General features: G+C 34.7%; 15 protein-coding genes and 1 pseudogene. 7 read left to right on the forward strand and 9 right to left on the reverse strand.

Annotated features, from left to right (window positions below; all coding sequences use genetic code 11):
* Positions 1–114: 114 nt before the first annotated feature.
* Positions 115–1,302: pseudogene (locus H3S73_RS04405) on the forward strand (enterotoxin); the annotation flags it as partial.
* A gap of 296 nt (positions 1,303–1,598) precedes the next feature.
* Here the strand turns inward: H3S73_RS04405 and H3S73_RS04410 are convergent.
* Positions 1,599–1,979: a helix-turn-helix domain-containing protein gene (locus tag H3S73_RS04410; protein WP_198235936.1), complete on the reverse strand. Its 381-nt coding sequence runs from the start codon at positions 1,977–1,979 to the stop codon at positions 1,599–1,601.
* A gap of 176 nt (positions 1,980–2,155) precedes the next feature.
* Between H3S73_RS04410 and H3S73_RS04415 the strand changes: the two genes are divergently transcribed.
* The 3 genes from H3S73_RS04415 (at position 2,156) to H3S73_RS04425 (ending at position 6,234) form a co-directional block, all read left to right on the forward strand.
* Positions 2,156–2,623: a nuclear transport factor 2 family protein gene (locus H3S73_RS04415; RefSeq protein ID WP_186279213.1), complete on the forward strand. Its 468-nt coding sequence runs from the start codon at positions 2,156–2,158 to the stop codon at positions 2,621–2,623.
* A 400-nt stretch (positions 2,624–3,023) separates the two neighbouring features.
* On the forward strand, positions 3,024–5,384 hold the full coding sequence (locus tag H3S73_RS04420; RefSeq protein WP_198235937.1) for a TonB-dependent hemoglobin/transferrin/lactoferrin family receptor: 2,361 nt from the start codon (positions 3,024–3,026) through the stop codon (positions 5,382–5,384).
* Positions 5,385–5,853: 469 nt separating this feature from the next.
* Positions 5,854–6,234 (forward strand): carboxymuconolactone decarboxylase family protein, encoded by a 381-nt coding sequence (locus H3S73_RS04425; protein ID WP_198235938.1) that lies wholly within the window; start codon positions 5,854–5,856, stop codon positions 6,232–6,234.
* Between the two features lie 138 nt (positions 6,235–6,372).
* Here H3S73_RS04425 and H3S73_RS04430 read toward each other — a convergent pair whose 3' ends face one another.
* The 6 genes from H3S73_RS04430 to nikA are packed head-to-tail and all read right to left on the reverse strand — an operon-like array spanning position 6,373 to position 12,686.
* On the reverse strand, positions 6,373–7,698 hold the full coding sequence (locus tag H3S73_RS04430; protein WP_198235939.1) for an MATE family efflux transporter: 1,326 nt from the start codon (positions 7,696–7,698) through the stop codon (positions 6,373–6,375).
* A 3-nt stretch (positions 7,699–7,701) separates the two neighbouring features.
* Positions 7,702–8,481, reverse strand: a complete 780-nt coding sequence (locus H3S73_RS04435) for an ABC transporter ATP-binding protein (protein ID WP_198235940.1) — start codon at positions 8,479–8,481, stop codon at positions 7,702–7,704.
* The gene (locus H3S73_RS04440; protein WP_198235941.1) at positions 8,481–9,329 is read right to left on the reverse strand and encodes an ABC transporter ATP-binding protein; all 849 of its coding nucleotides are present in this window, start codon (positions 9,327–9,329) and stop codon (positions 8,481–8,483) included. Before H3S73_RS04440 ends, H3S73_RS04435 begins: the two co-directional genes overlap by 1 nt.
* Complete coding sequence (gene opp1C, locus H3S73_RS04445; RefSeq protein WP_198235942.1) at positions 9,326–10,156, reverse strand: nickel/cobalt ABC transporter permease; 831 nt, start codon at positions 10,154–10,156, stop codon at positions 9,326–9,328. Before opp1C ends, H3S73_RS04440 begins: the two co-directional genes overlap by 4 nt.
* Positions 10,153–11,097, reverse strand: a complete 945-nt coding sequence (gene opp1B, locus H3S73_RS04450) for a nickel/cobalt ABC transporter permease (protein ID WP_198235943.1) — start codon at positions 11,095–11,097, stop codon at positions 10,153–10,155. Before opp1B ends, opp1C begins: the two co-directional genes overlap by 4 nt.
* A 23-nt stretch (positions 11,098–11,120) precedes the next feature.
* Positions 11,121–12,686, reverse strand: coding sequence for a nickel ABC transporter substrate-binding protein (nikA, locus tag H3S73_RS04455; RefSeq protein ID WP_198235944.1), 1,566 nt, complete (start codon positions 12,684–12,686; stop codon positions 11,121–11,123).
* Between the two features lie 277 nt (positions 12,687–12,963).
* Between nikA and rhlE the strand changes: the two genes are divergently transcribed.
* Both rhlE and H3S73_RS04465 read left to right on the forward strand, forming a co-directional pair.
* Entirely contained in the window at positions 12,964–14,268 is a 1,305-nt protein-coding gene (rhlE, locus tag H3S73_RS04460; protein WP_198235945.1) for an ATP-dependent RNA helicase RhlE, read from the forward strand.
* Positions 14,269–14,294: 26 nt separating this feature from the next.
* The gene (locus tag H3S73_RS04465) at positions 14,295–14,636 is read left to right on the forward strand and encodes a YggL family protein (RefSeq protein WP_198235946.1); all 342 of its coding nucleotides are present in this window, start codon (positions 14,295–14,297) and stop codon (positions 14,634–14,636) included.
* A 64-nt stretch (positions 14,637–14,700) separates the two neighbouring features.
* Here H3S73_RS04465 and H3S73_RS04470 read toward each other — a convergent pair whose 3' ends face one another.
* Positions 14,701–16,320: an ABC-F family ATPase gene (locus tag H3S73_RS04470; protein WP_370528784.1), complete on the reverse strand. Its 1,620-nt coding sequence runs from the start codon at positions 16,318–16,320 to the stop codon at positions 14,701–14,703.
* Between the two features lie 318 nt (positions 16,321–16,638).
* Here H3S73_RS04470 and H3S73_RS04475 point away from each other — a divergent pair, with 318 nt between their 5' ends.
* Positions 16,639–17,496 (forward strand): carboxylate/amino acid/amine transporter, encoded by an 858-nt coding sequence (locus H3S73_RS04475; RefSeq protein WP_198236094.1) that lies wholly within the window; start codon positions 16,639–16,641, stop codon positions 17,494–17,496.
* On the opposite strand, the gene H3S73_RS04480 is transcribed toward H3S73_RS04475, so the two are convergent.
* Complete coding sequence (locus H3S73_RS04480; protein ID WP_186279214.1) at positions 17,493–18,437, reverse strand: AEC family transporter; 945 nt, start codon at positions 18,435–18,437, stop codon at positions 17,493–17,495. The two genes, H3S73_RS04475 and H3S73_RS04480, sit on opposite strands and share 4 nt — an antisense overlap.
* Positions 18,438–18,451 lie beyond the last annotated feature (14 nt).

Consider the following 18,451-nt stretch of genomic DNA (forward strand, 5'->3'; position numbering starts at 1 on the left):
CTGCGTTTTTCTCTTCGGGTTAAATTGATTGTCATTATTGTTACCTTTTTTTATTGTTGGTTTATCATAACAATGACCTTATAAAATTGGTACTAATTAGTGTAGCCTATCCATTTTAATCCTTATACCGAAAAAGAAGCATTACTACGCATCGATCAGTATGGAAAAGAATTGGTAGAAAAACGTCATGTTAAGCTTGATGGTTATCTATTTGATGATGGTTGGGATAACTTAAAAGGTAACTGGGGATTTGGCAGCAATTTTCCTGACGAATTTAATAAACTAAAAAGTGCTTCAGAAAAATATCATGCTGCATTGGGTATATGGTTGTCACCATGGGGTGGCTATAACAAACCACGAGATACTCGTGTTAAAAATGCATCTGAATTTGGTTATGAAACAATGGATGGCAAATTGGCACTATCAGGGCCTAAATATTATGCTAATTTTCATAAACGTATTATTGAGTTAATTAATCAGCAAAATATCAGTATGTTTAAACTTGATGGCACAGGTAATGCTGATAAGGTTATTGCAGGTAGTGAATTCACCAGTGATTTTGATGCTGCTATACATCTCATTAAAGATATGCGCAGTGCTAATCCTAACTTGTATGTCAATCTAACAACAGGTACACAAGCCACACCATCTTGGTTGTTTTATGCTGATTCCATCTGGCGGGGAGGAGATGATGTTAACTACTATGGTCCAGGTACAAAAGTTCAGCAATGGTTGACTTATCGTGATGCGGAAACCTATCGTTCAATTATTATGAAAGGTCCTTTATTTCCATTAAATTCGTTAATGTTACATGGCATTGTCTATGCTAAACAGGCCAAACATCTACAAAAAGAGAGCGACACTGATTTTGCTGATCAAGTCTGGAGTTATTTTGCAACGGGTACTCAACTGCAAGAAATGTATATAACGCCTGAATTACTTTCAACTACAAATTGGGATACTTTGGCTAAAGCAGCGATCTGGGCGCGTGATAATCAACATGTATTATTTGATACACATTGGATTGGACAAGATCCTACCAAATTAGCTGTTTATGGTTGGGCAGGTTGGTCAAGTGATAAATCAATTATTACGTTACGTAATCCGTCTGATAAACAGCAAGTTTACTATCTTGATTTACAAAATGATTTAGAACTACCTACTAATGCCGTTCAACATTTTCAAATCAATATTGATTATATGAGCCAATCTCATGCAGATAAACCAGCCACAATTGACAAAACTGCAATGATAACATTAGCGCCATTTGAGACAGTGATCATGTCTTTAACGCCTCAGTAATCATAAAACACCTTATCTTACTTTGTTAAGGTAAGGTGTTATCTTTGAGCGATTAAATAGAGTATTAATTAAACTTGAAAAATTAGTAATTAAACAATAATAGATACATTAGATTATCAACAATCGTTAATAACCAATTTATATACATCGACAACCTAGAAAAATCCTACAACAATTTGATTACAGCCAACAAAGAGTGAACAGCCATTTATATTCTATAAAAAGGTTTGGCTAGTAAACAAAGTAAATAAAAATTCACAATTTGCCTATTAAATTAGCAGATTATTCAGTTATCTTTAATCAGACAAGTTAACGTCGGCTTTTCTTCTGGCAAGGTAGATAGCTTTATGATTATCATTAGCCCAAGTAATAAGAGCATTCATGGGTTTTAAAAATGATTGCCCTAAATCGGACAAAGCATATTCAACACGGGGAGGGGCTTCGGCATAGATGGTTCGAATAATATAGCCATCTTTTTCGAGTTTTTTTAATGTTCGCGAAAGCATTTGCCGAGAAATATCATTAATTTCTTTATGCAAGACACTAAAACGTATTGTTCGGTTTTCAAGGGTTTTTAAAATTAATAAGCTCCATTGGTCACCGATTCTATCAAGCACATCACGAATCGGGCAGGGATGATCAAATTGGATCGACGTATCATCAAATAGTTTGGTCATTTTAACTCTATTTTCTAGTAATAATTAGATAAGTCACACCGATGTGACCTAGTTACATTCAGGTTACTTATTGTTTTAGTTCAATTTTATTGTTAACATTTAATAAGTCTACATTATAGACTAATACAAATTGATTGCACAGATTTTTGAGTTTAATTGACTATTTAGGAGTGGATATGAGTATATTAAAAAACAGTATTGTAGCAATATCATTATTATTTATAACAACTGGTGCAATTGCCAATGAAAAACCAACTCGTGATATTGCCCAAGAAGAAAAGAATAAAACATTGGTCGTTAATTTTTATAATGATTTCTTTAATAACCATCAAATTAACGAAGCGTTAAACATTCTTACTGAAGATTATAAACAGCATAATCCATATGTACCGGATGGTCGAGCACCGTTTATTACCTACTTTTCCGCATTTTTTAAAGAACATCCTCAATCCAGTGCGCAAATTGTTCGTACTGCTGTAGATGGAGATCTTGTTTGGCTTCATGTTCACTCTAAAGAAAATGAAAAAGATCTGGGTAAAGCGGTACTGGATATATTTCGAGTCAAAGACGGTAAAATTGTTGAACACTGGGATATCATTCAAAATGTGCCAGCAACTGCTGCAAATTCTAATACCATGTTTTAATGAGTATTCGCCTTTAACCAATATTATTTTAAAAGATAGGATATGGTAATTAATACGGCGTCTTAGCAAATGTCTAATTTAAATAAAAGCACTTAATGAGTGCTTTTATTTATTATTCTTTCAATATTTAATTGTTTCAACTACCTCAATTTTCACTGCTCAACATTTTTAGCGTATACAGATAATACAATTTATTGGCTGGATTTATAAAAACATTATCCCTACTCATGTTGAAATAACAATAGTGAAAGCCTCTATATTTTTCTTTTCATTTTCTACTAAACCCAATATACTTGCCAACCTATTAATTGATAATAATTATCATTATTAATTGCGTGGTTGATATTCAATAATTATCTATCACTTAATATATTGATTAATATTATGGAAGGAATCAGATATGAAACATAAAAAGACAGGCCTATTATTACTCTTTATGAGTTGCTCTCTCCACGCTGAATCATTGATAGGTGAAAACCTCACATCTGATAAGGATGATAAGCAACAAAAAGTCGCCGATAAATCTAACTCACCGAATTCAGTGAAAAATAACGCTCAAAATGATGATATCGATGATGTTATAACCGTTATTGCTCGGTCGGATTCTCAAGATGAACTGAAAAAGATTAACAGTGTTATTGCTGGTCGTTCTACATTATCTTCAAGACTAATTGAACAAAAACAAGCCGACAATGTGGCAGAATTACTCAATACATTACCCGGGGTCAGTTCTGCGGGATCAGTAAGACCAGGCGGGCAAACTTTAAATATATGGGGATTTGGCAAAGTTGAAGATGTCAAAATTATTGTTGATGGTGCGCAAAAAGGCTTTCAAAAGTATCAACAAGGTTCAGTGTTTGTTGAACCTGAATTATTAAAACAAGTGGAAGTTAATAAGGGTCCACACGATGTAAAGTTTGGTAATGGTGGCTTTGGTGGTGTGGTTAAAATGGAAACGAAAGATGCGATAGATTTGCTCGATCCTGACCAATATGTTGGTGCTTTGATGAAATACGGTTTCCATTCTAATAATCATCAAAATATGGTGACGAGTGCCGTTTATGGACGAACGCAAGATGATATGTTTGATGGGCTGGTTTATTACACCAATCGCAATAGTGGTAATTTTAAGCGACCAGACGGCTCCAGATTTGTCTTTTCAGAAGATGATATGGATACTTATATGGCTAAGTTAAATTTTAGACCCAATGAAGAACATACGTTTACTGTTTCAGGTGTTCGTTCTAAACGTGATTCATGGCAACCATGGGCAGCTAAATATGTCGAAAAAATGACGCCCCCAACAGCTGCTCAAATTAAAAAATATGGTTATAAAGCTGCGTGGTTAAGAAAGTTAGTCAAACGCGATCAAACCGATGAATCAGCCCAATTTAAATGGAATTATCAACCAACTTATAACCCATTTATTAATTTTACTTTGCATACCACTTATTCTAAAACCAAACAGCATGATACCCGTCCGAGTAAATATAATCCCGTTTCATCTTTGGGTACTATGGGTAATGAAAGTTGGGTTAGCTATACGGATAAAACCGTTGAACTTGAAAATATCAGTATTTTTTCTACCGGACCGATTGATAATGCTTTAAAAATCGGTGCGCAAGTGCATTTACACGATCGTGATACACTGATGTATTATAAGGCTTATGAAAAGAAACCTAACTATAATAATGGTTATTTTCAACCCGCTTATATGCCATCAGGTAAACAACAGAATTATAGTTTTTATATCCAAAATGAGCTTTCTATTGATACTTTTGTTCTAACACCATCACTTCGTTATGATTATGTTCGTAATCATGGTAAGCAAAATTATGCTTCAGCCTACAATGACCCAGATCCACGTTTTGGTCATGACTATTCTCCCGTGAATTATTCTGGTTGGACACCAAGATTTGGAGCCTATTGGCAGACAACACAAAATATCGGATTTTTTAGTGACATTAGTTACGCGTGGCAAGCACCGACAATAGATGAAACCTATGAAGTGCAATTTACCCCTAAAAATGGTGGTTCAGGTAAAATCAGTGCCACAAGCCGTAATTTAAAAAAAGAGCGTAACTTGTCAATTCGGGCAGGTAATATTCTCGATTTCAGTAATATATTATTAGAAAATGATAAATTACAAATCAGAAATACGTTATTCAGACAGCAAGTTAAAGACGAAATTTTCATTACGCGTGGCTTCAATGGTTCAATTTGTGGACCTGGTAACTCATGTCCGCTTGGTCAATCTAATTATCATAATGTTCCGGGTAAACTTGTGATACAAGGTTTTGAATTAGAAGCTTTCTATGATAGCCGATATTGGTTTGCCAGTGCCACTTACTCTATCCAAAAAGGGGAACGTGATTCAACACCGCAGGCAATATGGATGCATAACAAAACCTATGTGCCAACGATTGCTCCGCGCACGGCAACTTTAACCACTGGTTTTAAAATACCTGAATGGAATGTTCGGGCAGGTTGGAATGCTCAATTTGTGAGAAAACAAGATCGCACAGGCCTTGAAGATAGAAATCATGATGGTATTAAAGATCTGGGTGCTTATGGTTTAGGGCGTTCGTCAGGCTATTCAATTCACAATTTATTTGCAACATGGCAACCAACATTTTTACCGAAAGCGGAAGTTAAGTTAGCTGTTGATAATCTATTTAATAAAGATTATAGACTCTATTTAGGTGAAAATACCTATGGATTAGCGCGTAACTTTAAAGCCAGTTTTTCATATCGATTCTAGTGTGTATATTCAAATTCTGCTAAATAATGGGCAGAATTTGAAAATTGCAATTCATTTTATTGCTATCTCATTATGCTTTTAAAAATTTTGTACTCCTTTAAAAAAGGAATGTTTAATTATGGATACGATTTATTTTAATCTTTGAGATAGCAGAAGTTTGACTTTTTTTGCACTTAAAAAAAGCTGCAATCTGATGACTCATTTTTTTAGTTATCTTGATGTGATCAAAGAAGTATCGAATTAAAACGAAGTTAAGCAATAAAATTGGGTAATTTATTTTTTTATGTCACAATGGGATGAATTGATGCAGTTTATCTTCAAAAATCTTTTTTATAAAATGCATGAAATAAGCCATATAAAAGTGTTTATTCATTAACTATTTTATAAAAACAGGATTTTTATATCGTAAAATCGATTTAACTCAAGTCAAATTATCTGCCAACTAAAAAATATCAAGAGGAAAAAGTAAATGACTCAATCAAGACACACAAAAGGTCTGGAAAATATCGAATCATTATATGGTGAAATGGGAGCCAATGGTTTAAAAAATAACGCAAAATTAGCGCCGAAATTCGAAGAATATATTTGTGATTTTGCTTATGGTGATATTTATAGTCGTCAAAGTTTATCCTTATTACAAAAACAGATTGTCACCATATCTTCGCTTATTACTCAAGGTTGTGTGCCAAAAGAGTTAAAAATGCATATTCATGGTGGCTTAAATGCTGGATTAACGGAGGAACAAATTTTAGATATTTGTGTTCATTGCTCACCTTATGTAGGCTTTCCTCGTGTTACTAATGCATTAGAAATTGCCCACCAAGCTTTTGAAGAAAAAAAAACGAAATAAACCATTCAAAACAGCACACATTAATTTTAATATCACACGTCAATGTGAATGAAATACCATAAAAATTCCATAAAAATAGTTTTTATGGCATCCACAAGGATAATGATTAATAAATAATCCTAACGATTTCCTGATGAGTTAAAGTAAAACATAGCGTTTGGATTGTTTAATCCATATAACTAAAAACAGAGTTCGGCCTAAACTAAATAAAATATAAGAAAACCATAATCCATTATTTCCAAAGACGGGCACGGCAAAGTATTGTGCTATAAACCAAACTAACAACGCCAATAGCATTGAGTCGCGTATAGATGAGGTGTAGCTAATACCTGAAAATACGCCATAATAGATTAATCCTCCAGCTGCAACAATAGGGAATACCATTAACCAAGATTGATACTGAAGCGATAGGGTAATAATTTCAATTTGATTCGTTAATAGGTTTATAATTGCAGTATCAAAGGCTAACCAAATTGCAATCAAAATTATCGGGCAAATAATGCAAGCTTGTAGTGACCATCGTAAAGTTTGATTATAAAGTTGAATATTTTTAGTTCCTTTAGCTCGACCACTAAAGACGCTTGAAGCATTAGCAAAACCGTCAAATAGGTAAGCCATCATGTAATGAATCTGAAATAAAACGGCATTGGCGGCTAATACTTCGGTATTGAATGTTGAACCAATCGAAATAAAGTGGTTAGTTACCGTTAATAAACAGATGGTGCGAATCATTAAATTAGTATTAACTAAAATGACCCCTTTTAATGATTGCCATGACAAAATAGATTTTACATCTATTTTTTGCTTAGTTTTGGGTAAGAACTGGTAGATAAACCAAATACCGACCAAAGTACAACATATTTGAGCAATCAACGTTGCAAAAGCCACTCCTTGAATGTCCCAATGCATCCACCAAACAAAAAGCATCGCCATTATAATATTTAGTAGATTGATAAAGACTTGTAAAAACAGCACGGCTTTTACTTTGCATATCCCCATTAACCAACCAACTAGGACATAATTAATCAGAACAAAAGGAGCCCCCCAAATTAATATCGAAAAATAGAGATCCGCATAATGCTGTACATCTTGATTAGGTTGAATGATGTGCATTGAGGCACTAAAAATTAACTTTTGAAAAATAATAAATATCAAACCTAAAAAGATAGCAATAAATAAAGGTCTGATAAGAGAAGATCTTAATAATAAACAATCATCCAAAGCTTGTGCAGCAAAACCAGTAGTACTGACTCTTAAAAATCCAAATAACCAATAAATGGTATTAAATATTACTGTCCCTATTGCAATACCAGCAATAAAGGCAGGATTAGGCAAATGACCAACTAAAGCCGTATCGACCACACCAAGTAAAGGGGTGGTAATAGTTGAGAGAATAAACGGAATAACTAATTTAAGATAATCTTTAAACTGATAATGATGATTCGTAGTTGATGAATGGGTCATTTTTTAAAAACCTAAAATTGATTCAAGTAACTGTTTAGAATAAGGATTTTTAACTTGACTTAATTGTTCTATTTTATCAATGTATTCAACGATTTCACCTTTATAAAAAAAGGCAATTTTATCACAAAGGTAAGTAATTGTGGTTAGATCATGCGTAATAAAAATACTGGTTAAATTTAGCTGTTTTCGCAAATCAGCAAGTAGTTCTAAAATTTGGGTTTGGACTGAAATGTCTAATGAGCTCACTGCTTCATCAAATAAAATAAATTGAGGAGAGCAGGCTATTGCTCTTGCTATGCAGACGCGTTGCAATTGACCGCCACTCATTTCGTGTGGAAGCCGCTCATAAAAAGAGCTATCTAATCCTACTTGTTCTAATAAAACATTGATACGCTGCTTTCGATCATTTTTAGCTAACTTTTCATAAATATCAAGCGGTTCAGCAATAATCTGTGCAGCAGTAAAATAGGGGTTAACAGACGCATTATAATCTTGAAATACCGCACTGATATTTTTACGCATGGCTGATTTTTTCCATGCGCGTGTACTAATATCTTGTCCATTAAAATAGATTTTGCCACTGTCAGGTTTTTCTAAGCCTAAAATTAGCTTTCCTAATGTACTTTTACCACTACCACTCTCACCAATAATGCCGAGACACTCACCTTGTTTTAAATCGAACGATACCCCTTTAATAACCGCCGTTTTTTTATGGCGAAACAAACCTTGGTTGGGTTGTAGAAAAGATTTTTTAACGTTAGTAACTTGTAATAACGGTGGCATTAATTTGTCTCCAATATTAAATTTGGATGATTGGCATAAGTAACCGCATTAAATTTATTTAATAATTGTTTGCGAGTATCGATTAGATAGCGAGTATATTCATGTTTAGGATGATAAAAAATCTGATCACGACTGCCCGATTCAACAATCTTTCCTTTATTCATCACAATAATCTCATCGGCAATATGATGAATAACACCTAGATCGTGAGAAATAAAAATCATGGTCGTTTTGGCTTTGATCTTTTCAAGCATTTTTAAAATATAAAACTGACTAATTGAATCTAATGCCGTTGTGGGTTCATCGGCAATAATCAGTTCAGGCTCTAGCATTAACGCCATACCGATCATTATGCGCTGTAACATGCCACCACTTAACTGATGCGGGTACTTTTTATAAATCTCTTTGGGTTTTTCGAGCCCTATATTTTCAATCATCGCTATCGTTTTAGCAATAGCATCGTTTTTGTTAATAATGAGATGCGCTTGCAGGGTTTCGACCACTTGCTTACCAATGCAATAAAGTGGATCAAAAGCACTCATTGGGTGTTGTAAAATTATCGAAATGACACTACCACGCATTTGATTCAACGTCTTTTTATTCTGTTTTAATAGATCGAACGCTAAATTAGCATTTTGAGGTTTAAACAGGATTTGCCCAGTCACGCTAAAGTAGGATTCTAATAAGCCGATGATCGCTTTACATGTCAAACTTTTGCCACTGCCACTTTCCCCAACAATGCCTAAGCATTGATGATGATTGACCGTAAACGATATATCATCGAGTAGCTTATTCCCCTTATTAAGGGAAACGGTCAGTTGTTTTACGGTTAACAATGGGCTACTCATGCAGTTTTTTCCTTTGGATCTAAAATATCTCGTAAACAATCACCCAACATATTAAATGCTGCCACAACGATTAAAATGGCTATACCCGGGAAGACCATTTGCATCGGGTGCTGCGTCATTACATTTTTTGCCTCACTTAACATTAATCCCCATTCAGCGGTAGGAGCTTGGACGCCTAATCCTATAAAAGATAAAGCTGAGATATTTAAGATTACCCAACCCGTATCTAACGTTGCTAATACAACCAGTTCTGACAGTATATTAGGCAATAAATGACGACAAATGATAAAGGAATGCGGTGCGCCAATGGCTCGTGAAAAAAGAATATAATTTTTTCGACTGTACTTGATCACTGAACTACGAATCATGCGACTGTACCAAGCCCATTTAACGACAATATTAGCAATAATGACGTTTTCAATACCTACGCCTAATACCCCAACAATCGCCAAAATCATCACTTGGCTTGGAAATGAGAGCATAATGTCGCAAAGACGCATTATACATTCGTCAAGTTTACCTCGCCGATAACCAGAAATAAGGCCGATAACACTACCAACGATTATTGTAATGATCATAGTTAACAGCGATAAGAATAGGGTTGAGCGAATACCGTACAGGAGTCGTGAAAAAATATCACGACCAAGATGATCACATCCAAGCCAATGGTCACTCGATATTGCAGCATATTTACGGACAATGCGAACTTTATTGGGATCAAACGGTGCAATATAAGGGGCTAATATGCCTAAAATAATCATTGTGGTGATGATAAACATGCAAATTAACGCCGTTTTATTGTTAATCAGTTTCTTAGTTAGATTCATATGGCACCACCATTATCACGTAATCGTGGATCTAGCCATTGATGAATAACATCTACAATAAAATTACACACTACAAATAAAATAGCCATAATTAATATATAAGCTTGAATGACCGGATAATCGCGATTCATAATAGCTGCGATACATAAACGACCCAATCCCGGCCAAGAAAATATATATTCAACAACAAAAGAGCCAGCGATTAATTGCGGAATGGTCATGCCTAAGGCGGTGATGGTGGTGTGCAGTGAATTAACAAGCACATGTTTAAGTATAATCGTTTTTTCTTTCAAACCTCGACAGCGAGCATAAAAGACCGAATAATTATGCATGTTTTCTAACATATTATTACGAATAAAACGGATATATGTTGAGATATAAACAAACGATAAAGTTAAGGTTGGTAGAATCAGATTTTGCCATGTTCCATAACCATTGGTGGGCAATAAATCTAAATAATTGGCAAACAGCCAAATAAAGAGTAAACCTAACCAATAACTCGGCATTGCCGTGCCAAGAAAAATAATAATACGAACAATATGATCGAAAGCTGAATTAGCAAAAATTGCACATAATACGCCTAAAATTAGACTGATGATGAGTGTAAATGCAAATGATGACATTGCTAAAATTAAGGTCGGTATTAAGCTGCGAATTATCTCATCCCAAACCAGTCTGTCTCGATGAATAAAAGAACGACCAAAATCAAGATGTAAAACATCATAGAGCCAAATAAAATATCGTTCAAAAAAAGGTTTATTTAATCCAAGTTCTTGACGCATACTTTCAATAGCATCTGGGGTTGGCATGATTTCGTTTAAACGTAATGCAACTTCAGCAGGATCAGAAGGAGCGAGATTGATAAGCAAAAAAGCGATAAAAGAGATACCGAATAATATCGGTATCATCATCGTTAAACGTTTAATAATATAATTTAACATTATTGGTCAATAATATTAGTCTTTTAAAAATACATTTTCTCAAATGGAATATCAAATTGAGAAGGGGCGAACTCAATTCCTTTTAAAGATTTAACCGCAATCGCACGATTACGCTCATAAGTCAGCGGAATATAAACCGCTTCATTATGTAAAGTTTCTAACACATAACGGAATAGATCTTGTCGCTCTTTTTCATCCGTTGAAATTAATGCTTTACTGATACTTGCATCAATTTGTGATTTTTCTTTTAAACCTTGTTGTGCCATGTAATCACCATATACAGGTAATTTCATCCCTGATAAAAATGATTGTGGATCATATGGCGTACCCCATGAGATATCAAACACCATATCAAAATCACCGGCTTTTTGGCGATCACGATAACCTTGTTCTTCTTCACCATGTATATTAAGTTTTAATCCGACTTGCTCAAATTCATCTTGCATATATTGGGCAATCGTTTTTTGAGATGCGGTATTACTGTCGTAATATAAGGTAATTTCAAAAGGTTTACCGTCTTTTTGACGATAATCTTGACCTTTAACTTTCACCCAACCGGCTTTATCAAGTAGAGTTTCGGCTAGTTTAGTGTCATATACATAAGGTTTTAAACCAAGATTTGCATAAGGAATATTAGTTGCCATTAATGTATCAGCAGGCGCTTCACTGTTATTGAAAATACCCTCTGAGATATCTTTTTTACTGATGATATGTTCAATTGCTTGGCGCACATTCACATCGCTAAGTTGGCTTCGGGTCGTATTCATTAGAACAATTCGGCTTGAAACCGGTTTAGACATTAAGGTTTGAAACTTATCCATGGTAGAAAAACGTTCAAACGAATCAGCATCAACCATATTTTTACCATAAATCAGATCGATTTCGCCTTTTTCCAATGCCATTAGTCGGCTTTGATTATCTGCGATAACTTTCATAGTCACTTTTTTTAGGATTGGTTTTGTTCCCCAATAAGTTGGATTTGCGTTAAATACTGCATATTGATCTTTCTTATGATCACCTAAAACATACGGGCCGGTACCAATGTAGGACTTGACACCATTTTTAGTTTCACCGTCGATCATAGAGTTAGGTGAAATAAAACGCATTGGACGCGTTACAGCAATTTCAATCATAAAAGGGTAGTAAGGCTCGGAAAGATTTACTTGTAAGGTATAATCATCTACCGCTTTCACTTCAGTAATTAAGCGCACCATTTCTAACCAAGTGTGACGGACTTTATTTGATAACACTGCATCCCAGTTTAGTTTTGCACTGTGCGCATCAAATTTTGCGCCATCGCTGAATGTAACGTCTTTTCTGAGTTTGAATGTGTATGTTTTACCGTCGTTGGTGATTGTCCAGCTTTCTGCAAGCCAAGGAGAAAAAGTACCATCTTCGTTATAGTGAACTAATGATTCATACAACATATTTTGCGCCCACATTTCACCTGAGTATAAATGCGGATTTAAATCACGGATATCACGAAAATTGGCGAAAGTAATATCATCTTTAGCAAAACAGTTAAGACTAAAGCTGCTTAAAATTAGAATGATGAGTATTTTTTTTAAATGAGGGAAATTAAAAGACATACCTATTCCATGAAATAATTATTGTCAGGGGAGGCGGATGATACAACAAATGAGAATGATAATCAATATCATTTAAGCGGGATGATTTAAAAACAGACAGAATGCGTGTATTTATATTCAATTAACAAATAATACCACATTTTATGGGGTTAATCTTACTAAATATTAACATTTATTAATACTCACGTTGAAAAGGTAAAATAATAAAACAATTATTATCAAATTACTTTATAATGCCTATGATTATTCATCTTTCGTTTATTTTAGGAATCAATACATGTCATTTGACTCTCTTGGCTTAGATGCCGAGATTTTAAAAGCAATCCACGAACAAAACTACACCGAACCCACACCCATTCAACAACAAGCTATCCCCGTTATTTTATCGGGTAAAGATTTAATGGCCAGTGCTCAAACAGGTACAGGCAAGACAGCTGGCTTTGGCTTACCCATTTTGCAGAAGTTAGTTGAACAGCAAGCAAAGGCAAGCAATCAGTCACAACCTCAAAAAGGTAAACGTCGATTATATGCTTTGATCTTAGCCCCAACACGCGAATTGGCTGCTCAAATTGGCGAAAATATTCGTGACTACAGCCGGTATTTACCGATTCGGTCTTTAGTCGTGTTCGGTGGCGTAAGCATTAATCCTCAAATGATGAAACTACGCGGAGGGGTCGATATTTTAATTGCAACTCCGGGTCGTTTACTTGATTTGGTGCATCAAAACGCAGTGGATCTGTCGTCGGTTAAAGTGTTAGTATTGGATGAAGCCGATCGTATGTTAGATATGGGTTTTATTCATGATATTCGGCGTGTGATTGCTAAATTACCTAAAAAACGTCAAAATTTAATGTTTTCGGCGACTTTTTCAGATGAGATAAAAGCGTTAGCGCAAACCATTTTAAACTCACCTGAATCTGTTGCTGTGGCAAAAACGAATAGTGCATCAGAACAAATTACTCAGTATGTGCATCGGGTAGATAAGCGTCGTAAACGTGAGTTGCTCTCTTATTTAATTGGTAAAAACCAATGGCAACAGGTATTGATTTTTACCAGAACCAAATATGGAGCTAACCATCTTGCTGAACAGCTAACCAAAGATGGCATTAAAGCTTCAGCGATTCATGGCAATAAAAGCCAAGGCGCTAGAACTAAAGCTTTAGCGGATTTTAAAAATGGTCAAATTAGAGCGTTGGTGGCAACTGATATTGCGGCTAGAGGTTTAGATATTGAACTATTGCCTTACGTTGTCAATTATGAACTACCACAAGTGGCAGAAGATTATGTGCATCGTATTGGTAGAACAGGGCGAGCACAAAATCAAGGGCAGGCGATATCTTTAGTTTGTATTGATGAACTTGCTCAATTAAAATCAATTGAAAAATTGATTAAAAAATCGATTCCAGAAATTTTTACTCCGGGATTCGAAGTTGATCCTAGAATTAAAGCGGAGCCTGTAAAAAAAGCGACAGCAAAGCGTGCTCCAGCAAAAAGAAGACGTGTTGATAAAACGCGAACTTCTAAAAATAACCAGAATAGTATGAAGCAATCTAGTCATCATACATATTCTAAAACGAACTAAATTATCTACAGTAGAAGGATATTATTATGGCTAAGGTTAATCGCAGTCGTCGTTTAAGAAAAAAATTACATATTGAAGAATTTAAAGAGTTAGGTTTCACGGTAAGTTGGTCATTTGACGAAGGGACCAGTGAAGAAACCATTGATAATGTCGTTGATCAATTTATTATTGAAGCAATACAAGCAAATGGTTTGGCCTATGAAGGAAGTGGTTATTTAAGCTGGAAAGGCATCGTCTGTACTCAAAAATTGGGTAATTGTACTGAAGAAAATCGTGATGTTGTCACTAAATGGCTTGAAAGTCACGGCTTGAAAAATGTCAAAACCAGCGAATTAATTGATATTTGGTGGGATGAATTAGATTTCTAATTTCTAAATATTAAATAAAAATAGCCACCAATGTGGCTATTTTTTTATTAAAGATATCTTTGCGTTACTCAATTCCTTGACTACGCAAGTAATCCTCATAATTACCTGTATAATCAATCACTTTTTCTGGGGTGATTTCGACAATCCGAGTAGCAAGTGAGCTAACAAATTCACGGTCATGTGATACAAAAAATAGCGTTCCTTGATAAAGCTCTAATGCCATATTCAATGATTCAATCGACTCCATATCCAAATGGTTAGTCGGTTCATCCATCACAATAATATTTGGATGTTGCATCATTAATTTACCAAATAGCATACGTCCTTTTTCACCACCAGAGAGGACATTAACTTGTTTTTTAATGTCATCTTGTGAAAATAATAAGCGACCTAAAATACTGCGTACGGCTTGCTCATCATCGGTTGGCTGTTTCCATTGACTCATCCAATCAAACACAGTTAGATTTTGTTCAAATTCATATTCGTGATCTTGGGCATAATAACCAATATTGGCATTTTCAGACCATTTAATATCACCTTGTTCTGGCGTTAGTTCGCCCATTAATGTTTTTAATAATGTTGTTTTACCAATACCGTTAGTTCCTAAAATAGCCACTTTTTCGCCAACTTCGACCATTAAATTTAGATTTTTAAATAGCGGTCCGTTATCAAATCCTTTAGTTAAGTTTTCAACAACTAGAGCATTACGGAATAATTTTTTGTCCTGCTCAAAACGAATAAATGGATTTTGTCGGCTTGATGCTTTAACTTCTTCAAGTTTAATTTTCTCAATTTGTCTTGCCCGAGAAGTCGCTTGTTTGGATTTTGATGCATTCGCACTAAAACGACTGACAAAAGATTGCAACTCACTAATTTGAGCTTTTTTCTTGGCATTATCGGCTAATAAACGTTCTCTGGCTTGTGTGGATGCAGTCATATAGTCATCGTAGTTACCTGGATAGATTCGAAGCTCGCCATAATCCATATCCGCCATATGAGTACAGACCATATTTAAAAAGTGTCTGTCATGCGAAATGATGATCATGGTGCTTTCGCGTTCATTTAAGGTATCTTCCAACCAACGAATGGTATCAATATCCAAGTTATTGGTCGGTTCATCTAATAATAAGATATCCGGATTAGAAAACAGAGCTTGGGCTAAAAGTACTCGCAATTTCCAGCCGGGCGCGATTTCACTCATTAATCCATAATGTTGCTCAATTGGAATACCGACTCCCAGCAATAATTCACCCGCACGCGCTTCAGCACTGTAACCATCCATTTCGGCATATTGAGTTTCTAAATCGGCGACTTTAAAACCATCCTCTTCGCTCATTTCTGGAAGTCCATAAATGCGATCACGTTCTTGCTTGATTTCCCATAATTCAGTATGTCCCATAATCACAGTATCAAGAACAGTATATTCTTCAAAAGCAAATTGGTCTTGGCGTAATTTACCTAATCTCTCATGTGGATCTAATGCAACATTTCCTGATGTTGGTATTAAATCACCACCAAGAATCTTCATAAAAGTTGATTTGCCACTTCCATTGGCGCCAATTAATCCATAACGATTACCATTGCCAAATTTAACAGATATGTTTTCAAATAAAGGTTTACTGCCAAATTGCATCGTGATGTTATTTGTACTTAACACTAAACTTTTCTCTCGCTTTAAATACATTTTGCTTTAAAGATATCTATCTCTTTAAGCAAAATAGTTGAAATGTAATTTGGCGCACATTATGCCATAAAATGCCTTTTTTGAGGATCTTTCATTTTTTAACTGTATCAGTTATCCGTTAGGCGATTATGTTTTAAGGTAGGATTTATTGATATTACAAATTATTAATATCTATATTAAAAAAATAATGAATAAATAGATGGATAGAGTAATTAACCCTTTTAACCATTGTAATCAATTTATATTTCAAAAGGTTTACAACTGATAGATGAATTGTTACGATGCGTGCCTATTTATTACTATTTAACTCATTTTATTATGTTTTATCTTATCTTTGTGACTTTGGTCTGGTCATTCTCGTTTAGTTTTATAGCGGTCTATTTAAGTGGACAGGTTGATACTTGGTTTGCGGTTGTAATGCGTGTTTTACTTGCCTTTATTACTTTTCTGCCTTTTTTACGTTTTAGAAACATTCAACTAAACACGATGTTACTTTTAATGGGCGTTGGGGCTTGTCAATTAGGTATCATGTACTTTTTTTATTATAACTCTTTCCAATATATTTCAGTGCCTGAAGTGTTGCTGTTTACTATTTTTACACCGATTTACGTCACGGTTATTTATGATTTATTGCAACATCATCCGTTACGGTTGAGTTATCTTTTTACTGCCATTATAGCCGTAATCGGAGCGGCTATTATTCGTTATGACCATATTAGTACAAATTTTATCATTGGATTTTTATTAATTCAGGGAGCCAATATCGTTTTTGCTTTAGGGCAGGTTGGTTATAAAAGAATTATGGAAGTTACCTCATTACCACAACATCAAGCTTTTGCATGGGTCTATTTAGGTGCAGTCATTGTCGCAGCAATTGGTTGGCTATTATTCGGTGATGCATCCAAATTACCAACTACTAATGTACAATGGGGTATTATTATTTGGCTTGGCGTAATTGCATCGGGATTATGTTATTTTTTATGGAATTATGGTGCGACTAAAGTCGATTCTGGAACATTAGCAATTATGAATAATGTGGTCATTCCGACTGGCATTATTGTTAATGTAGTGATTTGGCATCAGTCACTTGATTGGGGGCGTTTTATATTAGGTAGTGTAGTCATTATTTTAGCATTAATCCTACACTACAAAATTAAAAATCGTTCTTCTAACTAAGGTAAATGGGTCATGATGGATAATATCAATGGTGTTGTCACAGATGATAATGCCGTTGATATTAGTAAACTTGATGCAATAGGACCTTGCAATACCTCAAATTGTCTTGCCATCATATAACAATTGATGGCAATAGATACCGAACTTAATAATACGACAACTTGTAACTCTAAAGTCGGTAATCCTAACAGTTTGCCAACTATATAGGTTACAATCGGTAAAATCGCTAATTTTAAAATACAGATCGAACCCGTAATTAGAAACTGGTCGCGGATTTTATACTCCGCAAGTCCCATACCTAATACAATAAGTGATAAAGGTGCGGTCATATCACTGACCATTTTCGTTGACTGATTAATAAAATTGGGTATTGGTAAACCGATATAATTGACGGCAATTCCTGTGAAAATACCAATAATAATCGGGTTTTTTGAGACATTTTTTAGTGCCTTTATAAAGCTACGCCCCGAGAGTTTACCCATTTGTACAAACTCAATTGATACGGTTGCTAACGTCCACAATATTAATGCATTAAATATAACAATGATGGCGACAATGGGAATAGCTTGATCGCCGAGTAACATTTTTATAATTGGGATACCAACAAAGACAGTATTGGTGTAGATGCCTCCCATTGCAAATAAAGTGCTTTGAGAACCATTTAATTTGAATATTTTCGATGCAATTAAGCAACCAAAAGCAAATACGATAAACGAACCACCAAAAAATACCAATAACAGTTTGATATCAATTTCTGACTGCTCAGAAAAGTGACTCATTATCTGAAATAGCATTATTGGAAATGCAATATAAAAGGTAAATTTAGTTAAACTATCCGTGACCGTTTTTTGCCATCGACCTAACTTTACAGCTAAAAATCCAAGCAATATTAAAATAAATAAGGGCAGAGTAGATAAAAACTGTGCCCATAATGTTATCAAAAAATTCATAAAGA

Origin of the sequence: Gilliamella sp. B14384G12 (assembly GCF_016101825.1) — a bacterium.
Classification (GTDB): domain Bacteria; phylum Pseudomonadota; class Gammaproteobacteria; order Enterobacterales; family Orbaceae; genus Gilliamella; species Gilliamella apicola_N.